Annotated in this window: 14 protein-coding genes, 1 tRNA gene and 3 pseudogenes; 11 read left to right on the top strand and 7 right to left on the bottom strand. The window is 52.1% G+C overall.

Features of this window, described 5'->3' with window-relative positions:
- Positions 1-55 precede the first annotated feature (55 nt).
- Together I5192_RS11535 and I5192_RS22515 are read left to right on the top strand one after the other, a co-directional pair.
- Positions 56-508 (top strand): CoxG family protein, encoded by a 453-nt coding sequence (locus I5192_RS11535; protein ID WP_170564281.1) that lies wholly within the window; start codon positions 56-58, stop codon positions 506-508.
- A gap of 169 nt (positions 509-677) precedes the next feature.
- Positions 678-984, top strand: a pseudogene (locus tag I5192_RS22515) (transposase); the annotation flags it as partial.
- Between the two features lie 32 nt (positions 985-1016).
- Here I5192_RS22515 and I5192_RS22510 read toward each other — a convergent pair.
- Positions 1017-1303, bottom strand: a pseudogene (locus I5192_RS22510) (transposase); the annotation flags it as partial.
- A 154-nt stretch (positions 1304-1457) separates the two neighbouring features.
- On the opposite strand from I5192_RS22510, the pseudogene I5192_RS11530 reads away from it, so the two are divergent.
- From I5192_RS11530 to I5192_RS11515, 3 genes and pseudogenes are all read left to right on the top strand, one after another.
- A pseudogene (locus tag I5192_RS11530) lies at positions 1458-2129 on the top strand (cephalosporin hydroxylase family protein).
- Between the two features lie 1207 nt (positions 2130-3336).
- Positions 3337-5055: a hypothetical protein gene (locus I5192_RS11520; protein ID WP_223116884.1), complete on the top strand. Its 1719-nt coding sequence runs from the start codon at positions 3337-3339 to the stop codon at positions 5053-5055.
- The gene (locus I5192_RS11515; protein ID WP_170564275.1) at positions 5052-5312 is read left to right on the top strand and encodes an NAD-dependent epimerase/dehydratase family protein; all 261 of its coding nucleotides are present in this window, start codon (positions 5052-5054) and stop codon (positions 5310-5312) included. Before I5192_RS11520 ends, I5192_RS11515 begins: the two co-directional genes overlap by 4 nt.
- A 1067-nt stretch (positions 5313-6379) precedes the next feature.
- Here the strand turns inward: I5192_RS11515 and I5192_RS22505 are convergent.
- The 4 genes from I5192_RS22505 to I5192_RS11495 all read right to left on the bottom strand — a co-directional run bounded on the left by I5192_RS22505 (position 6380) and on the right by I5192_RS11495 (position 10041).
- Entirely contained in the window at positions 6380-7177 is a 798-nt protein-coding gene (locus I5192_RS22505) for a transporter (protein ID WP_255611774.1), read from the bottom strand.
- Between the two features lie 165 nt (positions 7178-7342).
- A complete protein-coding gene (locus I5192_RS11505) occupies positions 7343-8323 on the bottom strand; it encodes a GTP-binding protein (RefSeq protein ID WP_223116883.1) in 981 nt (326 codons plus the stop codon).
- 14 nt (positions 8324-8337) lie between these two features.
- Entirely contained in the window at positions 8338-9804 is a 1467-nt protein-coding gene (gntH, locus tag I5192_RS11500) for a guanitoxin biosynthesis MBL fold metallo-hydrolase GntH (RefSeq protein ID WP_223116882.1), read from the bottom strand.
- Positions 9805-9828: 24 nt separating this feature from the next.
- On the bottom strand, positions 9829-10041 hold the full coding sequence (locus tag I5192_RS11495; protein ID WP_223116881.1) for a hypothetical protein: 213 nt from the start codon (positions 10039-10041) through the stop codon (positions 9829-9831).
- 99 nt (positions 10042-10140) lie between these two features.
- Here I5192_RS11495 and I5192_RS11490 point away from each other — a divergent pair, with 99 nt between their 5' ends.
- From I5192_RS11490 to I5192_RS11480, 3 genes are all read left to right on the top strand, one after another.
- A complete protein-coding gene (locus tag I5192_RS11490) occupies positions 10141-11481 on the top strand; it encodes a tetratricopeptide repeat protein (RefSeq protein ID WP_223116880.1) in 1341 nt (446 codons plus the stop codon).
- Positions 11482-11884: 403 nt separating this feature from the next.
- The gene (locus tag I5192_RS11485) at positions 11885-12028 is read left to right on the top strand and encodes a hypothetical protein (RefSeq protein WP_223116879.1); all 144 of its coding nucleotides are present in this window, start codon (positions 11885-11887) and stop codon (positions 12026-12028) included.
- Between the two features lie 120 nt (positions 12029-12148).
- Positions 12149-12367, top strand: a complete 219-nt coding sequence (locus tag I5192_RS11480; protein WP_223116878.1) for a hypothetical protein — start codon at positions 12149-12151, stop codon at positions 12365-12367.
- 182 nt (positions 12368-12549) lie between these two features.
- On the opposite strand, the gene I5192_RS11475 is transcribed toward I5192_RS11480, so the two are convergent.
- Positions 12550-12624: transfer RNA gene (locus I5192_RS11475), tRNA-Gln, on the bottom strand.
- A 370-nt stretch (positions 12625-12994) separates the two neighbouring features.
- On the opposite strand from I5192_RS11475, the gene I5192_RS11470 reads away from it, so the two are divergent.
- The gene (locus I5192_RS11470; RefSeq protein ID WP_170401952.1) at positions 12995-13504 is read left to right on the top strand and encodes a ferritin; all 510 of its coding nucleotides are present in this window, start codon (positions 12995-12997) and stop codon (positions 13502-13504) included.
- A gap of 27 nt (positions 13505-13531) precedes the next feature.
- Here the strand turns inward: I5192_RS11470 and I5192_RS11465 are convergent, their stop codons facing one another.
- Complete coding sequence (locus tag I5192_RS11465; protein WP_255612147.1) at positions 13532-13993, bottom strand: SH3 domain-containing protein; 462 nt, start codon at positions 13991-13993, stop codon at positions 13532-13534.
- A 196-nt stretch (positions 13994-14189) separates the two neighbouring features.
- On the opposite strand from I5192_RS11465, the gene I5192_RS11460 reads away from it, so the two are divergent.
- Positions 14190-15176 carry a D-glycerate dehydrogenase gene (locus tag I5192_RS11460; RefSeq protein WP_170392503.1) on the top strand — a complete coding sequence of 329 codons (987 nt, stop codon included), beginning with the start codon at positions 14190-14192 and terminating at the stop codon, positions 15174-15176.
- A gap of 27 nt (positions 15177-15203) precedes the next feature.
- On the top strand, positions 15204-16601 hold the full coding sequence (locus I5192_RS11455) for an FAD-binding oxidoreductase (protein WP_223116877.1): 1398 nt from the start codon (positions 15204-15206) through the stop codon (positions 16599-16601).
- Positions 16602-16831 lie beyond the last annotated feature (230 nt).

Raw genomic sequence — 16831 nt, 5'->3', positions numbered from 1 at the left:
ACCACTGAACAAGCAGACAACATAAGATTTCCCTGTTGCTAAGAAGGACTAGACTATGGAACTGAACGACGAAATCATCATCAACGCCCCGAAAGATCGCGTCTATGCGGCACTGAATGATCCCGAGGTGTTGAAACAATGCATCCCGGGTTGTGAAGAACTAATCAAGCATTCTGATACTGAACTGGAGGCCAAGGTCTTGCTTAAAGTAGGGCCCGTAAAGGCGCGGTTCGGAGGCAATGTCACCCTGGACCAGACCGGCGCCCCTGATGCATTCTCTCTGTCTGGTCAGGGCAATGGTGGTACCGCTGGTCATGCAAAGGGTGGCGCAGATGTGACGCTGAGTGCAGACGGCGACAAAACGATCCTGCGCTATGAAGCCAAGGCCGAGATTGGCGGAAAACTGGCTCAGCTCGGCAGTCGTTTGATCCAGAGCACAGCCAAGAAGCTCGCAGGAAAATTCTTCAAGTCCTTCGCTGATGTAGTGAATGAACGCGCGATGATTTGATCTTATTGGGTGGAGATGAAGCAGTTCTTTGAGCTTGCTCCACCCGCTAACGACCAGAAAGGCAACTTGTACCGCCTGCGCAACTGCCTTACGTCATCGCCAATGGGACAGTTTAAGTCGATTTGATAAGAGAGGGTTTCTGGCTCATCGTAACCGCCAAGGAGTGGAGATGAGAAAGCAACCCGGAACCAAGCAGAGCCACGGTGAGAAGGTCGTAAAGGACATTCCCCGTGCGACCCGCAAACAGTATTCCGCAGAGGAAAATATCAGGCCGTTCCGGATGACCGGAAGGGTGAGGATAGCATGCCGAGTTTTGCCGCTGTGAAAGCATTGCACAGAGCCTCTACTACAGCTGGTCCAAGGAATTCCTGGAATCCGGCAAGAAACGCGTGGCAGGTGATACGGCCCGCGCGGCGACTTCCACCCAAGTAAAGGATCTGAGACGGGAAGCCCGTGATCTAAAGAAAGTTTTTTGCTGAATAGGCCTTGGAATTGCGCCTGCTCAAAGAAAGCGTGATCGCGGATGGGGGCGACGACGAGCGGGGCTCAAGAGTTTCCCTTTGAGGCTTCCGTCAGGAACAATTTGTCCAAAGTCAAATCTGAAACCGCGTGTTTCAGCCGCTCGGTCTCTTTCTAACGCCGTTTCAGTTCCTTCAACTGGTCTACGCCCATTCCACCGTTCTTCTTTCTCCAGCAGTAATAGGTTTGTTCAAAAACCCCGATCAGTCTGATCGCATCAAGACGGGACATGCCTCGCCCCATAAGAACTTCAACCTGCCGCAACCACGAGACAATCTCTTCTGGCTTCGGTCGCTAGTTTGCCATTCTCATTCATCCGTTTCCTAAACATATCGGTGGACCAGTTCAGTTGGGGAGGCTCACATCTCTTCTGGACTTTCGAAATGATGCAAGTTTTCAGCATTTGTCCCAGGATTGGCGGCGCGAAAGCATGCAGCGGCGTTACGTTTACAATTTCGATTGGATGGGGCGGCCAATTATCCAATATCCGCAGGATATAGTCGCCTTGCAAGAGATAGTATGGGAGACAAAATCCGATGTTATTCTTGAGACGGGCATCGCCCATGGTGGCTCTTTGATTTTGTCCGCGTCATTGCTGGCCATGCTCGACTATGCTGACGCTGTGGAAACCGGAGATTTGCTTGATCCGGCTAATCCGAGGCGACGCGTCGTCGGCATTGACATCGATATTCGTGCACACAACAAAGTCGCGATGGAACGCCATCCGATGGCCTCCCGGATCACTATGATCGAGGGATCCTCGACTGCGCCAGACACTATCGCGCGTGCCAAGGATGCTGTGGGCGACGCAAAGAGAGTCATGGTTTGTCTCGATTCGATGCATACCCACGACCATGTTGTCGCCGAACTAGAGGCATAAGGGCCTTTGGTTGCCTCAGGTTGCTATTGTCTGGTTCTTGATAGCTTTGTAGAAAACATGCCGCAGGGATTCTTCGAAGACCGCCCATGGGATGTTGGGAACAACCCCAAAACGGCTCTGCACAGCTGGTTAAAGGACAATCCCGATTTCACCATTGATCGCGATATGGCGACTAAACTGCAGGTGACCGTTGCACCTGATGGATTTTTGCGTAGGGATTAGATTTGACGGTGAAGACTTTTATGTAGTCGCGATCAGCAGAGCCATGCACTTAGCTTTCTTTTTGTTGGATAGACGCCGTTCAATTTGTTCCCGTTGTTGCGACAACGTGAACAAGATCGATGCACTTAAGGTTTTGTTGCGTGGAATAACATCGCTAGAGCGTCCTATCGAAAAACTGAAGCGCCGGGATTCCCATGAGAACTGAATTGTAATTCATCGTTTATGAGAGGATGGATCATAACAGCACCATTGCCAGATGCGTTTCGGTCGCGGCTTCGAAAGTTGATTGAAGAATGGTTATGCGGGAGCGCGACGGCGTTATGGTTGTAACTTTCGCCTGCAACCGGCGCACGCACAAGGTTTACGGTCCGACGAACTGGACGATTGAAGGCCGCGCCGCAGGTTCGACCTTGCAGTGAAAGCATTCTTGATCCCCATCGCTCATTTCTTATCGAACGGATTGAGCAAGACGAAGACACAACCATGCCTGAACTAGCCAATGTACTGGCATATACGACCGGTGTACAATCACACCCTAATGCGATGACAGGTTTCCGAGCAAGTTTGGCTTTAAGTACAATAGAAGACGCTGGTGGCCACCTAGCGACGCTACACACGGACAAGGGGACAACGCTACGACTGGTCTACCCGCCACCCGCCAGCTGTCTCGGCCAAGCCAGATCGCGTTGGAGCAAGGACATTCACTGAAATGTTCGGCGCCTTCTCAGAGATCTACGCTCTCTTCTCACCAGAAGAATGCTGGAACCACTTTAGGGCTGCCAGATTTGTCTCAAGTTAAAAGCCGGTGGTTTAAATTGTGTGTCCAAGTCGTTGTATAGCAACGTCATGTGCCGGGGATTGTACTGGTTGGAAACGATTGCGTCTTGAACGTGTGCCTCTGATACGATTGAAGTTCTGAGTTCAACAACGCTGCGTTAGAATGGTATGGCAACTATGCGGCATAGCAGTTGAATAAAGGGGATCGCCGGTTGCACTGATGCGCTTTCCTAGAATAGTTCTGCGTATCTATTGATACAATCCAGATCGGTGGTTCGAATTGCCCTTCAGTCTTCACCTTAGTTCATCATTGCATGCTATAATCTTTCGACTGACACACCCAAGAAAGTACGTCGAAGCACGTAAACTTCGTTCTGCGGCAAAACACGCTCTCGAGAAGAAGAACTTTCGTTCAGCGTCGGGGACGATTTTGAAGGCGTTGAATTGTAATCCAGCGCTGAGGAATGGCGCGCAGCTTCTTGCTAAAGCAAAGGCCGCGGACGTTCGAGCAGGAAAGGCAGACTTAGTTGCAGAAGCGGAAATAGACCTTGTTCACGAAGTCGAACGGAAACTTGAGACCCGCAGATTGTGTTCTGATGCAACGTTCGAAGCACTGGCCGTAGTCAAGGCATTGCAACTTGATGCCGAACAGTCGCTGGACGCTCTTTCGCGTTTGAAATCGCGCCGCCGCCGCAAGGTACTGTCTTTTGCAGTGATCGGCGTGTTGAGTAATGCGTTCGAGGATCGTAGCCATTTCCAAAAGTTCATTCAGTTGTTGGACCAATTTGGTGTGGCCGAAGAGGCAAATTCTCGCCGAAGTGTATTCAATATGTGGTTGGTGCACGAACTGAAGTTCGGGGTGCCTTACAAGGGTGGACATCCTCTTCTGGTTCCCGAAGTTTTTCAGAGGTTTATACAAACCGTGCAGGAAGGTGATCCCGCCGTTGCTTCTTTCCCTATCGAATTGCAGGACCTTATAAGGGCAGGGCAGGTTGGCGGCGCGCATGGTGGTTCCCCCGTCGAGTGCAAAAAGGTGTTGGTCGTCTCTGACAACTGGAACTTTTTTCCGCTGGCTGCGAAGGCACTCGAGGACGATGGATTTGAAGTGCGTTACCTCGATTTTGGAATTATCAGGCAGGCGTTTCCCAATACGGATCGCAAACTGGGTATTTCGTACCAAACAAGGAGCATCGCCGGGCGACCCACTGCGACCGCTATCCGCGAAGCGCTGGCAGACCGCAGTCCGTTAGCGAGTGACCTTGTTGGTTGGGCTGATGTCGTTTTTTGTGAGTGGCTGACGGAGGGCGCTGTCTGGATGAGTCACTATTTGCAGGAAGAAAAACCGCTGATAGTTCGTTTACACAGCTACGAAGCATTTACGGCATACCCTCTGATCGCGAACTTTCGCAGGATCAATGGGTTAGTATTCATTGCGCCACAAATTCGTAAGGTGTTGACTGCGCTGGTGGGTGAGAAGGCTCTTTTGGACACCGTTACAAATGTCATTCCCAATATTAGAGATGTGTCGAATTTCAACTTTATAACGCGCGAGACGTTAACAAAAAAGACCCTGGGTATGACGCAATACGCTTCCGCCAACAAGGACCCAATATTCGCTCTCGACATACTCAAAGAACTTCAGGTGCATGATCCATCCTGGAGGCTTCGTTTCGTTGGAAAGCCTTGGGGTAGCGATGTATCGGACTCTGAAGCGCAATATCAACTCAATTTCAAGAAAAGACTTTCTGAGTTTGGAGATAGCGTTTCAGTTGAAGGGTATACAAACGACATTGCTAGTTGGTACCGGTCGATCGGCTTTGTTTTATCTACGAGCCAAAGAGAAGGTAGTCATGAGAGTCTCGTCGAAGGCATGCTTACTGGTGCTATACCGGTTCTACGGAATTGGCCCATGATGGCACCTTTTGGGGCTCCCGAGTCAGTCTTCCCGGATCTTGAACGAGTAAATACTGCGGCCGAAGCAGCTGCATATATTCTTCAAGCATCCGATCAATACGAAATACGCTCTAAAGCCGCTGCAGATTACGCCGTCGATTATGTGACTATGGATAGGCCGGAAATTGAGTTGCCACGGTTTGTCCGAGCAGTATGTCGGCCTGACCGCATTGGACAATCCGTGGTTGCTTCGTGACTGTTCTCATCACCGGAGACGCTGGCTACGTCGACAGCCATATCGCCTGGGAGTTTCTGGACCAAGGCGATTCTGTCGTGATCCTTGACAACTTGATGACGGGTGTCTGTGAAAATCTACCAGAATCGGCAGTTTTTGTTGAAGCTTGCATTGGTGATGAAAAGGTAATTGCAGAACCACATTCTGGCATCCACACCATCCTGGTAATTGACCTCCCGATTGCGTTGGGAAAATGTCAAAAATTTTGTTCTTTTTGAAAATGGTATGAAAAAAAGTAGCGGTAGCGTTCTTCTCGCTTTGTTTCTTACCCCCTAGAAACAAACAGCCATGGATTTCACGATCCTCAAGCGAGGTACAGAAACGGACGTTGGAGTGGCGTCGGTTTTCCGCGGTTGGTTTGTGGCGGCCGACTTATTAACCAACCACAAGAGTTAAGTCGGCCGCCTAAAGCTGTACGGCAGGCGCATTATCACTTGGTGCATGGCTTAAGAACTATATTGGCCGCAGCCGAAATGGAGGCTACGGCATAAATCTATGCTATCGGATTGGGCGCACCATCGATCTGTTTTGAAACGTGACGTAAGTTACTCTCCGTCCCGAATACAACTTCCGTGATCTTCTAGGTTTTTGGAACCGTGCGTAGACAACTCGTACTTCATCGTCGGGAAAAGAGTCAGCGTCCAGACTTCATTTGATGCGATGTGGATAAACGTCACACCATCAAGACCATGCGCACCGTATGGGTCTTCGAATTCAACGGCTTAAACCAATCAAAAGCAGATAGAGCCGTTTCACCTAATCCTACGGGTGAAATGAGTTCCTGCGCGAAATTCACGGCAGTTCGTTCGCTTTGCAGTCGCTCGTAGAAGAAGCATTCCCACCATCGCAATGCATAACAGCAAAGTGGGCTACGTTCGCAGCATTTGAGGTCATTTATGAATGTCGGCTCGGAGCCAAATTCGTGGGTCCGCTGATTCGAGGTGAACGGCAGCTTTGGTCCGCTCACCTGCCACCTAACACTGGATTATGAACGTCAGGAATGAGCGGTTGTGGCATGCTGCATGAACGAATGGCAGAGGTGGAATCAAAGGCAGGTGAGGGCTCTTACTTCAAATCGATGCCCACCGCAGAGAACGGCGGGAGAGGCCCTTACCGGCCATTGCTACAACGGTTCAGCGCTGTTGACGCATTAGACAGGTCTGCAGCCCAAAGCGGACATTCAAATCCAGGCATGGTGACTTCCAAGATGCGGACAATCTGCCGTTCGCTTTCATCCGCCCAATGCCTGCATCCGGTAAGCGATATTCTTTGAGGAAAGGTTCAACTATTTGGGAAACAGCAAGGTAGCTACAAGTCTCACGCCCCAACCTTCGGGCCCATTATCGGGGCCGTCGGCCGAATAGCGTATCCCCCCGCCTACGCTGATAAGTTGATCCCCGAGTTGGGTAACTTTGGTGACAACACCGTTGATTGGCACAGACCATTGTTTGTTTTCCCAATCGTAGGTGGACTCAGTGTTAATCGTGAACGTCCACGCGTTCGAATTTGTGTAGGAAATAAATGGCTGTAAGAACGTCTGACTGATGTCGGTATCACCATCAATGTCCCAGATGTGATTTGTCAGGCCACCATATGTCCACGGACCCTGCTGTTTGAGTGCCACGCCGGTAACTCCTGCACCCCACGCTCCGAGACCTAAGCTGTTATCTGTCGACGTTGGCAGCAGAAAAACAGGTCCAGCCCCCCAGATCCAACCGCCCGCACTTGGTTTTTTGGGCGAAAGAAATAAGCTTTGAACAGTATCTCCTAGCCCATTCTCGGATCCAGAACCCGGAAAGCTACCATCTATAGAGGCAATTGGGAGAATTGTTCGGGATATGAGGTTCCAATCGTCCGTAAGCTCAAACGGAATAACCGGTTGTACGTTCAATATCCAACGCGAACCATTTCCGTCGGCACCCAAATTCTGATCATAATTCAGCTGGAATGGCACACTAATGAGAGCAGCCACTGGGTTAGCAAGTTGCTTTGCTAGTTCTTCTTCCTGGGACTCTGCCCACGCAGTACCAGAAAGGGCACCAATCCCGGCAAGTATGGAGCAGCGTAGCAAACTTAGGTTCATAGGCGGTCTCCTTTCAGTTGGCCGTTTTCTCATGGGTGGCTTGCACTTGAAATCGCCAGATTGGCAATGACGTCAATGGCGCACTCACAGTCCGCCGCCGCCGAACTGGATGAATTTATCCAACCTGGTTGACTTTTAGCCAAAATACTTGGTCGAAACTGGCTTTCAGACTGTCTCCATAAGCGTGTCCGAAAGCACATCCTCGGAGAGCGCCCCCGGTGCGCCTATTGCGACAAGCCTTGTTTCGGGTTTGCGGTCACCCCAAGCACCATCCCGTGCGATGTCCATTCGTTTTCCAACCACCTGAACAAGAATGCGATGATCTGGATCCTCCTCGCTGAAAACAAAACCCTTGAGGCGATAAACGTCGCCCGGAAGCTTCCGAATTGCACTCCGGAGGGAAGACAGGCTTATTGGGCGTTCAGCTTTCATCATAGTTGTTGAGAAGCTGTCTGAGTGATCAGAGTGGTGGCAACCACAATCTGGCCCATGTTCGTGATGATCGGGTATTTCTGTTTCGAGCTGTTCGGCGGCAAAGCGACCGACTGAAAGAAGTATGTCCAGAGGGACGTCTGCGTTTACAGCTTCGACAAGACGATAGCGACGGAAGCGAGAGCCAAGCCAGTCGTGCACCTTCTGAACTGTGGCCCTGTCGACAAGATCAACCTTGTTCAAAATAATCATGTCCGAGAACGCAATTTGACGAAGCTTCAGTTCCATTTGTTCTGGCGCAGCAAATAGCTGTTCCGCATCGACAAGACACATAAGGCTGTCCAAGCGGATCATGTCCCGGAACCGTTGATCCGTAAACGTCATCGCGATTGACGATGGATCCGACACTCCGCTTGCTTCAAGGACGATGTATTCCGGTTTCTCAGGCCGAGCGAGAACAGCTTCTACCGTTTCGATCAAATCATCTCGTATCGAGCAGCAAACGCACCCATTAGCCAAGCTCATCACATCATCTTCGAGGCCAACCACCAAGTCGGCGTCTACGTTTATTGATCCAAAGTCATTCACCAGAACTGCCACTCGCAATCCGTGATTGCCGGTAAGGATCCGGTTCAAAAGTGTCGTCTTACCGGCTCCAAGAAAGCCGGTAAGGATCGTAACAGGGATCGCAGAAGTCGAACCAAATTCAATCATTGTTCGATCTCCTCTCAGTCTTCATCACGCGAGCCGATTACATCCGAAACTTTGATGGTAAAGTCCTGCGGCCAGTCTCCGCCGGGTGCTCGGAAAACGTCAGTTGGGTAGTATTCGCGTGGATCGATCTCCATATCTCGATACTTCTGATCTTGCTGGTCTGCGCGAGTGAGTCTTGGGTTCGGTAATGTGATTTCATCCGGAAGCTCAATACGCCCGGCCTCGGCCGCCGCAGCCAGTTCACGAAATGGTGGCACTGTACCGGATTTTCCGGGCAGTGCAGCTTTCCTGTACCAGATTGCATCCTTGGTCACGTTCACAACGGCTACATCGAGACCCCATTGGAACAGACCGTCATAGTGGGCGCGAATACCAGCCAGCATTTCAGCGTCGATGTCTTCATCCTGGGTATAGTGTGTCACCATTCCCAAACGCGGCCTTGTGTCAGCAAAGAGCTTACCCACGGCATAGTGGGAGGTGTGATGCGTATCGATAGTGTAGTTAAAGAGATCTTGTGGGATACCGTATTTGTAGGTCATCAACTGACCAATATCCTGCCCCGACATTTCGGTTACAAAGACATCAACGCCTTCGCCGTATTTTCGTGAAAGCTCATCTGGGCGACCATCGCCGGTCCAAACAAAGCTCAGACCATTCCAATCGAGCCGATAACCAACCGCACCGTCCTTGGCATGACTTCGCGGCCAAGACCGAACAGTCACCCCGTCTTCGTCATAAACAATACCACCTTCTTGGCGGAAATCGAATTCATTGACTTCGATCTCGTAGCCGTCCCCAATCGGGAAAACATCAAAGGCCTCCAGATGCCATTTGAGCATCTGTTGCATGCCTTTGACCATTCCGGCTGTGCCAAGCTCGGGCGTTCGACCTGACGGCCCATGGATGCGTAGTGGCGTGTAGCCACCCGACCAGGCACGGAAGGGGTAAATATACGGAATGTCAGCATAATGGTCGACATGCAGGTGAGAGATGAAGATGTCGTTGATCAACTGCCCAGGCACTTGCATCGCAATGATGTTGCGGACACAACCGGACCCAAAGTCGAAGAAGAACCGTTTTCCATTCCCCAACTCCACCATGATACAAGTACCCGCCTGATCTTCGCGCGGCGGATATGGTGTTGAGCCGCAGAATGAGATGCGCATCTCATCTGGCCCCAACTCCTCACTAAGCGGAAAATAGTTCGCATTTGAACCGGTCATGTACTTCGTAGGACGGAAGTAATCCGGCAATGATATGCCACCTGCGGGTCGACCACCATATGGGTTCTTGAGTGTTTCTCCTAGTGGGCCGCCTCCTTCGTGGGCCTCGGCAGTTCCTGCCGCAAACCCAGCCGCCCCTGTGGCAGCCGCTCCAGTGGCCAAGCCCTTTAGAACACTCCGCCGCGACGGGTCTTCAATTTGATCTGACGCCTGAACCTGTTTGTCGTCCTGGTCTTTTCTATTGTCTTCCTTGGTCATGGATTGGTCCTCAGTTAGAGTATCTCACAGGTTGCGCTTCAACATCCGGCGAAGCTCGTTGATGAGTTCAGATTTGATGTGGGCCCATTCGGCGCGCTCTGAGGCCGTGATCGATGCGTCTTTCGAAAACGCAGATGCTTTATTCAGGTCCTCGATGACCTCGCCGAGTAGTGCATCCGTTTCGATGCGCCTCGAGAGCACATCAGAAAGTTCCGGAATCTCTTCAATCAGGTCCACCGTCACTGGAAAAATCCCGACACCCACTATCTATTCTCAAATCAAGATGAGTGCGGTTGACCGCAAAGGCCAAGTGAGTCACCGTGAGTTGGGGGTAAGTTGACATTGAACAAGTCAAACGATTTGCCAATAAATCAACAAGTTGGCCAACCTTCTCCGGAACTCATCCGGGAAGCTCTGAGTCGAATTGTATCAAGCGACGGGTTTCAAGCTTCACCCCGACTCACGCAGTTTCTCACCTATATAGTCGAGGAAACTCTATCTGGTCGAAGCGCTCAGATTAGAGGCAAAGCTATCGCTGTTGAGGTCTATGGGCGGCGCATAGATGGTACTGGTGGTCAAAACCTGGTTCGCGTTGAGGCTAGGCGACTGCGTCGCCTTTTACATCAGTTCTACGAAGATCACTGGGACGGCAACGGGGTTCGCATTTTTGTTGATCCCGGCGGATACAAGCCGCGGTTTTCATACGAATCTACAATCGAAGACCGTACATCAAGTGAACTGAAGAGCGACAATCCAGTTGGCCGTTGGCGTTCGCGGCAACTGCTGCCTGCTGGACTAGGTGTTGTTGCATTAGTCGCTGTGCTTGGCATCTGGATGAGCCAGGATAACAGGGAGGTTGTGCCGACAACTCGATCCATCGAGAAAGCAGAACGCGTGGCGCTTGGTGAACAATCATTGACGAGACTCCAGGCGGCCAACATTGCAGACCAAGCCCGAGGCATGTTTTTTCCCGTTTTTGATGTCAAACGTCAGCAGATAGCACTAGGAATGTTCCAGCACGCGATGGAACTCGACCCGGCTCTGTCCGACGGCTATGCCGGATCAGCGCAGGTCCTGGCGATCTTGGCGGTGTTGTCGCCGGATGAATCACAAAGGGATGATTTCTCCAATCAAGCTTCAGAAATGTCTGAAAAAGCGCTTCAATTGTCCCCGGCCGACGCCTGGGCAAACAGCGCAAATGGTTGGGTGCTGGCTGTCAAAAACCAGCCAAACGAGGCATTGAAATACGCAAGGATGTCGGTCGAGCTGGCGCCGAATGATGGCCATATTCTCGACCTTGCAGGTATCACCGCCATCTTGGCTAACGCCCCGGAATTTTCTGCCGAGGTTAGCAACCCGGATAGACCCAAATCAGGATCCGGGAGGTTTGGTGCGAGAAACATCTGGGGCGTCTCGCAACTTATGCTCGGGAACTACGAAAATGTTGTTGAAGCTTTTCAGGGAGCGCCAGCTGCTGGAGCGCCAGTAAGTGCTCCTTCGCTCTTGTTCCAAGCCGTTGCGCACGATCAGTTGGGAAATTCAGAAGAAGCAAGACGGCTCGTTGCTGAAATGCGCAGGACATGGCCTGAGTTTCCATCCGAGTTTCTCGCCGATAGAATTTTCCACAACGACATCAATACGCGGAATATAATACTGGAGACGTTAAGTAGATACTGACGAACGTTTCGCGACTATTGCCTCGAAACGAGCGTCAAAATCTATTCAAATAGTTCCGCTTTGAAAGCGTAAGATGTCGATAAAATCGGCGATAGTACCGGACTACGTCGTTTGTGGATTGAGGGTGGACATTGCAGACTTGCAGAGTCTGCCTGCCGCGCATAGCCGCCGCTCATGAGGCGCAGTGTTGCTGATGCAGCGAACGGCAGTTTGGTGGCCAATTTGCTGCATTAGCTAGAACTCATAAAGTGACTAATGGCGGTAGTGGCTCTATCTGCCGAAATTGTCTGGACTTTGGTCCGTAAGAAAGCGGTACAGAAATCGCCAATATTTGCCCGGAACAGCCGGGTTCCGCTCAGTACAGGGCGCAGGATCAGCCTGTGTCCTTAGAGTGGAGACATAAATGACAACTTCATCCGATACAGAAATCAATAAATCGCCTGCCAAATCCGCGCGAAACAAACTGACGCGTAAGCAACAATTACAGAAACAGCTGTGCCGCAAGGCAGGTGCCACGATTGCGCAGATGCGGAACGCCTTTGGCTAACAACCGCATTCAGCACGCGCAGCGATTTCGATGATGCGCAAGTCAGGACATACTGTTGAGCGATCAGGATCTGACAAAAGCACAGTCTATCGGATTGTGAAGGCGCGCCGGTGGTTGGCGATGATCAATGATGGCAGAGCTTTCTCAGAAATCGTTCAAGAAGAAGGTAGCTCCAAACGCCGGGTGCAGTATGTGGTCGATCTGGCCATGCTGGTTCCTGATGCTCTGGATGCCATCGATTCAGGCGAACAAATTGATGGCCTGACAATGGACTACCAGATCAGGTCGGGTTTCCCGGCGATCTGGTCAGATCAACACAAGCGCTTCTCTGCCCTCTGATCTGCCGCCTCTCCGAAACACACCAAACTCGTACCGTCGGAATCGCGACTTGGGACTGTGGTCGGAAATCGACCACTGTTGCGCACACGCTCGGGTCTCAGTTGAAATTGCTGGATCTTAAGTCGCTGAAAACACGCTATAATCGGCGTGCAACTTCTCGGTGTGTGATTTCCGGGAAATCATGGCTGGGGTGGTAGGATTCGAACCTACGATACACGGTACCAAAAACCGCTGCCTTACCACTTGGCTACACCCCAACGGTGAGCGGCTATCTACGACTGTTGCTTTCAGGGTTCAAGGGCTTTTTTGGACAATTTTGATGTGGATATGCAATTTAGTCTGATGGCGGTTGGATCGTCGGGATGGTCGAGTATTGGTCAGGCGATTGTTTGAGGCGAAGCTAGATCTCTAAAACGAAAATCCAACTGGCAATCCTTGGTTTTGCGGTCGCGAGATACAATCCGCAATGCGCCACAACGCTCGTTCCTGCGACTGCGTTTCAATAGCACAAGAATTGGATTAAATTATTGATTAATAGCGATAAAAATTACCTTTATCAGTTGAATGTCTTTGGCTTCGGACCTAGCTAGATAAAGTCCGCTAACCAGCACGAAAAAGGAGCGAGCAATGAAACTGAACCCGCAAGTTGCAGAAGCATTGAATAAGCAGATCAACAATGAGCTCCACGCTTCGTACACCTACTTGGCGATGTCGGCTTATTTTGAGGCGCAGGATCTGCCTGGATTCGCCAGTTGGTTTCGGGGGCATTCTGCCGAAGAGGAAACCCATGCAATGCGTATCTTCGACTTTATCGCCAAGCGGGGTGGGAGGGTAAATCTCGACGGCATCGCAAAACCGCAAACGGACTATGAATCACCCGTTGATGTACTGGAGCAGGCGCTGGCGCAGGAGCAAACCGTGACGGGCCAGATCAACGCGTTGTTTGAGCTGGCGCATGAGGTCAAAGAATACAGCACACAGAATATGCTGAACTGGTTCCTGGCCGAACAGATAGAGGAAGAAGACCTGTTCACATCGATCCTGGATAAGGCCAAGGCGGCCAGCGGGGACCGATGGAACCTGCTGTTGTTGGATCAGGAACTGGCCAAACGCGGCAGCGCTGCAGGCGCGGAGTAGCTCAGTCGGCGCTGTCGCGCATGCACGTCATTCCCGAATCTCGGTGGGGTCGACCCCCCAAAGATTGCTTTTCAGGGTCCAGCCGCGATAGCCGCCTGCAGAAATGCGGCACCAATCGGGTGAGCACTTTTCAAGCCGGGCGACGACGCCGGTTTCAAAATGCGCATTCACCTGCGATTTGGGATCAGGCATCGCGTAAACCGGCAGCAAGTCGGCTTCGATAAGGACTGTCCGCACACCTGAAAGCAGCGCGTAATGCACCCAACCCCCGGCACCGTCTCGATCCTGAACCTTGCGCCAGTTTCCATATTCGGCCGTGATCTGCAGCGGCATGCCACGGCGTTTGAACACCCAATCGATTCGGTGAGTCAGCGAAGGGCCGCGACGGACATTACCCTCGGCGGCTTTCATCGAGACATATCGCGGAAGCGGTAGATTCGTCACTGGACCGCGTTTTTCCTGCGCGGACACGGCCACTGCGCCGAGCATGAGCAGGAAAACCGATATCAACACCACAAAATGGCGGTTCACTGAAAAACTAGCACTCACTGCCTGTCTGCTCTTATGCCTGTGGATCGTATGCAAAAAAGGTTGAGACGATGCCCAAGGGGTTCTTGTGCCCCGTGTAATCCTGCGCCACGATGCCATGGCGCGCGGCAGTTTGCAAAGCGGTAGGAGGGTCAAGGTGCCAAGAGAACGTCTGAGTGTTGTCGTTACGCGACGGTTGCCCGAAGCGGTGGAAACACGGCTAAGCGAACTTTTCGATGTAAAACTGCGTGACACCGACGATCCCATGACTCGCGAAGAGCTGGTGGCGGCAGTGAACACAGCAGATGTGCTGGTTCCGACGATAACCGATACAATTGATGGCGGTATCCTGGGGCAGGCTGGTGAGAAATTGCGATTGATCGCCAATTATGGTGCCGGTGTCGACAATATTGATGTGGCGACGGCGAGGCAGCGCGGGATCCTTGTCTCGAACACACCAGGAGTACTGACTGACGATACTGCAGATATGACTATGGCTCTGATCCTGGCGGTTACACGACGTATCCCCGAGGGGTTAGGTGTGATGCAAAAGGGCGATTGGGCCGGTTGGGCCCCGACGGCCTTGCTGGGTGGCCGGGTCGGTGGTCGCCGCTTGGGTGTTCTTGGGATGGGCCGGATAGGGCAGGCCGTTGCGCGACGTGCAAGCGCGTTTGGAATGCAGGTTCACTATCACAACCGCCGCCGGTTGCGCCCCGAGATTGAACAGGAACTGGAGGCGACCTACTGGGATAGTCTTGATCAGATGGTGGCGCGGATGGACGTCATCTCGATCAACTGCCCGTCGACCCCTTCGACCTTTCATTTGATGAATGCGCGGCGTTTGAAATTGATGAAACCCACGGCCGTGATCGTGAATACATCACGCGGTGAAGTCGTCGATGAGAACGCCCTGACACGCATGATCCGCGCCGGTGAGATCGCGGGCGCTGGTCTGGATGTTTATGAACAGGGCACGGATGTGAACCCACGCCTCCGGCAATTGCCGAATGTGGTGCTGCTGCCTCATATGGGCTCGGCTACGCTTGAGGGTCGGATCGAGATGGGTGAGAAAGTCATTATCAACATCAAGACCTTCGAAGACGGTCATCGCCCGCCAGATCAGGTTGTGCCTGCAATGCTTTAGGCTGTGGCCTGAGAAAAGGGGAACGCAATGGTGCAGGCAACCGCTTTGCCGCGAAACGAGGCCGGGATCGACACGGCGCTGGGAATTCTGAAGCAGAGGTTCGCAGACCGGCTGCAATCTGGTGCTGCGATTTGCGAGCAGCACGGGCACACGACAACGTGGATTGAGAACCAGAGTCCGGATGCGGTGGTTTTCCCGCATTCAACCGAAGAAGTGGCCGATATCGTCAGGACCTGTGCCGAGCACAAGGTGCCAGTCATCCCATTCGGAACAGGCACCTCGCTCGAAGGTCATGTAAACGCTCCTGCTGGTGGCCTATCCGTCGATCTGAGTCAGATGAACAAGATATTGGCGGTCAATGTCGGTGATCTAGATTGCGTTGTCCAACCGGGTGTCACCCGAGCTGAATTGAACACCCATCTGCGGGATCAGGGGTTGTTCTTCCCGATTGATCCGGGCGCGAATGCGTCGCTAGGTGGCATGGCCGCGACACGCGCGTCTGGCACCAATGCTGTGCGTTATGGGACAATGAAAGACAATGTGCTTAGTCTTGAGGCCGTGATGCCGGACGGGCAAGTGATCCGCACGGGGCATCGTGCGCGCAAATCTTCGGCGGGTTTTGATCTGACCCGCTTGCTAATCGGTGCCGAGGGCACGCTGGGAATAATCACCGAAATCACATTGCGATTGCAGGGTATCCCCGAGGCCATCAGTTCAGCTCGCTGTTCGTTTCCATCGGTGGATGCAGCCTGTCAGGCTGTGATGATGACTATTCAGTATGGTATCCCGGTTGCGCGGATCGAATTGCTGGACCAGATGTCGGTCAAAGCTGCAAACGCTTATTCGGGACTGGATTTGCCAGAAACGCCACTGCTGCTGCTGGAATTTCACGGTTCGGAAAGCGGTGCAGCGGAACAGGCAGAGACCTTTGGCCAAATCGCGGAAGAATTTGGTGGCAGCGATATCACCACCACCACGACAACCGAAGAGCGCAACAAGCTGTGGCAGGCCCGGCACGATATGTATTGGGCCAGCCTACAACTGCGCCCAGGCGCGCGGGGCATTTCTACTGATGTATGTGTTCCGATCTCGCGTTTGGCCGAATGTGTGACCGCCGCACAGGATAAGGCCGCTGAATTGGGTTTGCTGGCCCCGATCGTGGGTCATGTTGGTGACGGTAACTTCCATACACTTCTGTTAATCGACATGGATGACGCAAAAGAGGTCGCAAGTGCAGAGGAATTCGTCGGTTGGCTAAATGATCTTGCAATTGCGATGGAGGGCACCTGTACCGGAGAACACGGAATCGGGCAGGGTAAACGCCCCTATCTGGTGAAAGAACTTGGTGCGGCGACAAATTATATGGCGGCGATCAAAGCAGCGCTGGATCCCGATAACATCATGAATCCGGGCAAGGTACTCTGACCGCGATTGTTGGGCTCGGCCATAACAGCGCCTCAATTTTAGGTGAATGATCTGGGAAAGAGCAGTATTTGATTCCGAGGTTATTCATGGGCGCGTTGCGTTTCATTGGGTTTTTGCTGATTGCCGTCGTGGTTGTCGTAGGTCTGGATTATTATCAGCAGGATAAGAAAGTCGAAGGTAGGTTGTCCTTCAACGGATATGTCGACACGATTAATCAGCGGTTCAACTTG

Origin of the sequence: Ruegeria sp. SCSIO 43209, from assembly GCF_019904295.1 — a bacterium.
Taxonomy (GTDB): Bacteria; Pseudomonadota; Alphaproteobacteria; order Rhodobacterales; family Rhodobacteraceae; genus Ruegeria.
This window is presented reverse-complemented; position numbering and strand designations above follow the sequence as displayed.

What these genes read in the sequence shown, in the direction of transcription:
- I5192_RS11480 (WP_223116878.1), top strand. Translation starts at nt 12,149, where the DNA reads ATGATCAATGATGGCAGAGCTTTCTCAGAAATCGTTCAAGAAGAAGGT.
- I5192_RS11455 (WP_223116877.1), top strand. Translation starts at nt 15,204, where the DNA reads ATGGTGCAGGCAACCGCTTTGCCGCGAAACGAGGCCGGGATCGACACG.
- I5192_RS11485 (WP_223116879.1), top strand. Translation starts at nt 11,885, where the DNA reads ATGACAACTTCATCCGATACAGAAATCAATAAATCGCCTGCCAAATCC.
- I5192_RS11465 (WP_255612147.1), bottom strand. Translation starts at nt 13,993, where the DNA reads ATGCTCGGCGCAGTGGCCGTGTCCGCGCAGGAAAAACGCGGTCCAGTG.
- I5192_RS22505 (WP_255611774.1), bottom strand. Translation starts at nt 7,177, where the DNA reads ATGAACCTAAGTTTGCTACGCTGCTCCATACTTGCCGGGATTGGTGCC.
- I5192_RS11535 (WP_170564281.1), top strand. Translation starts at nt 56, where the DNA reads ATGGAACTGAACGACGAAATCATCATCAACGCCCCGAAAGATCGCGTC.
- gntH (WP_223116882.1), bottom strand. Translation starts at nt 9,804, where the DNA reads ATGACCAAGGAAGACAATAGAAAAGACCAGGACGACAAACAGGTTCAG.
- I5192_RS11470 (WP_170401952.1), top strand. Translation starts at nt 12,995, where the DNA reads ATGAAACTGAACCCGCAAGTTGCAGAAGCATTGAATAAGCAGATCAAC.
- I5192_RS11505 (WP_223116883.1), bottom strand. Translation starts at nt 8,323, where the DNA reads ATGATTGAATTTGGTTCGACTTCTGCGATCCCTGTTACGATCCTTACC.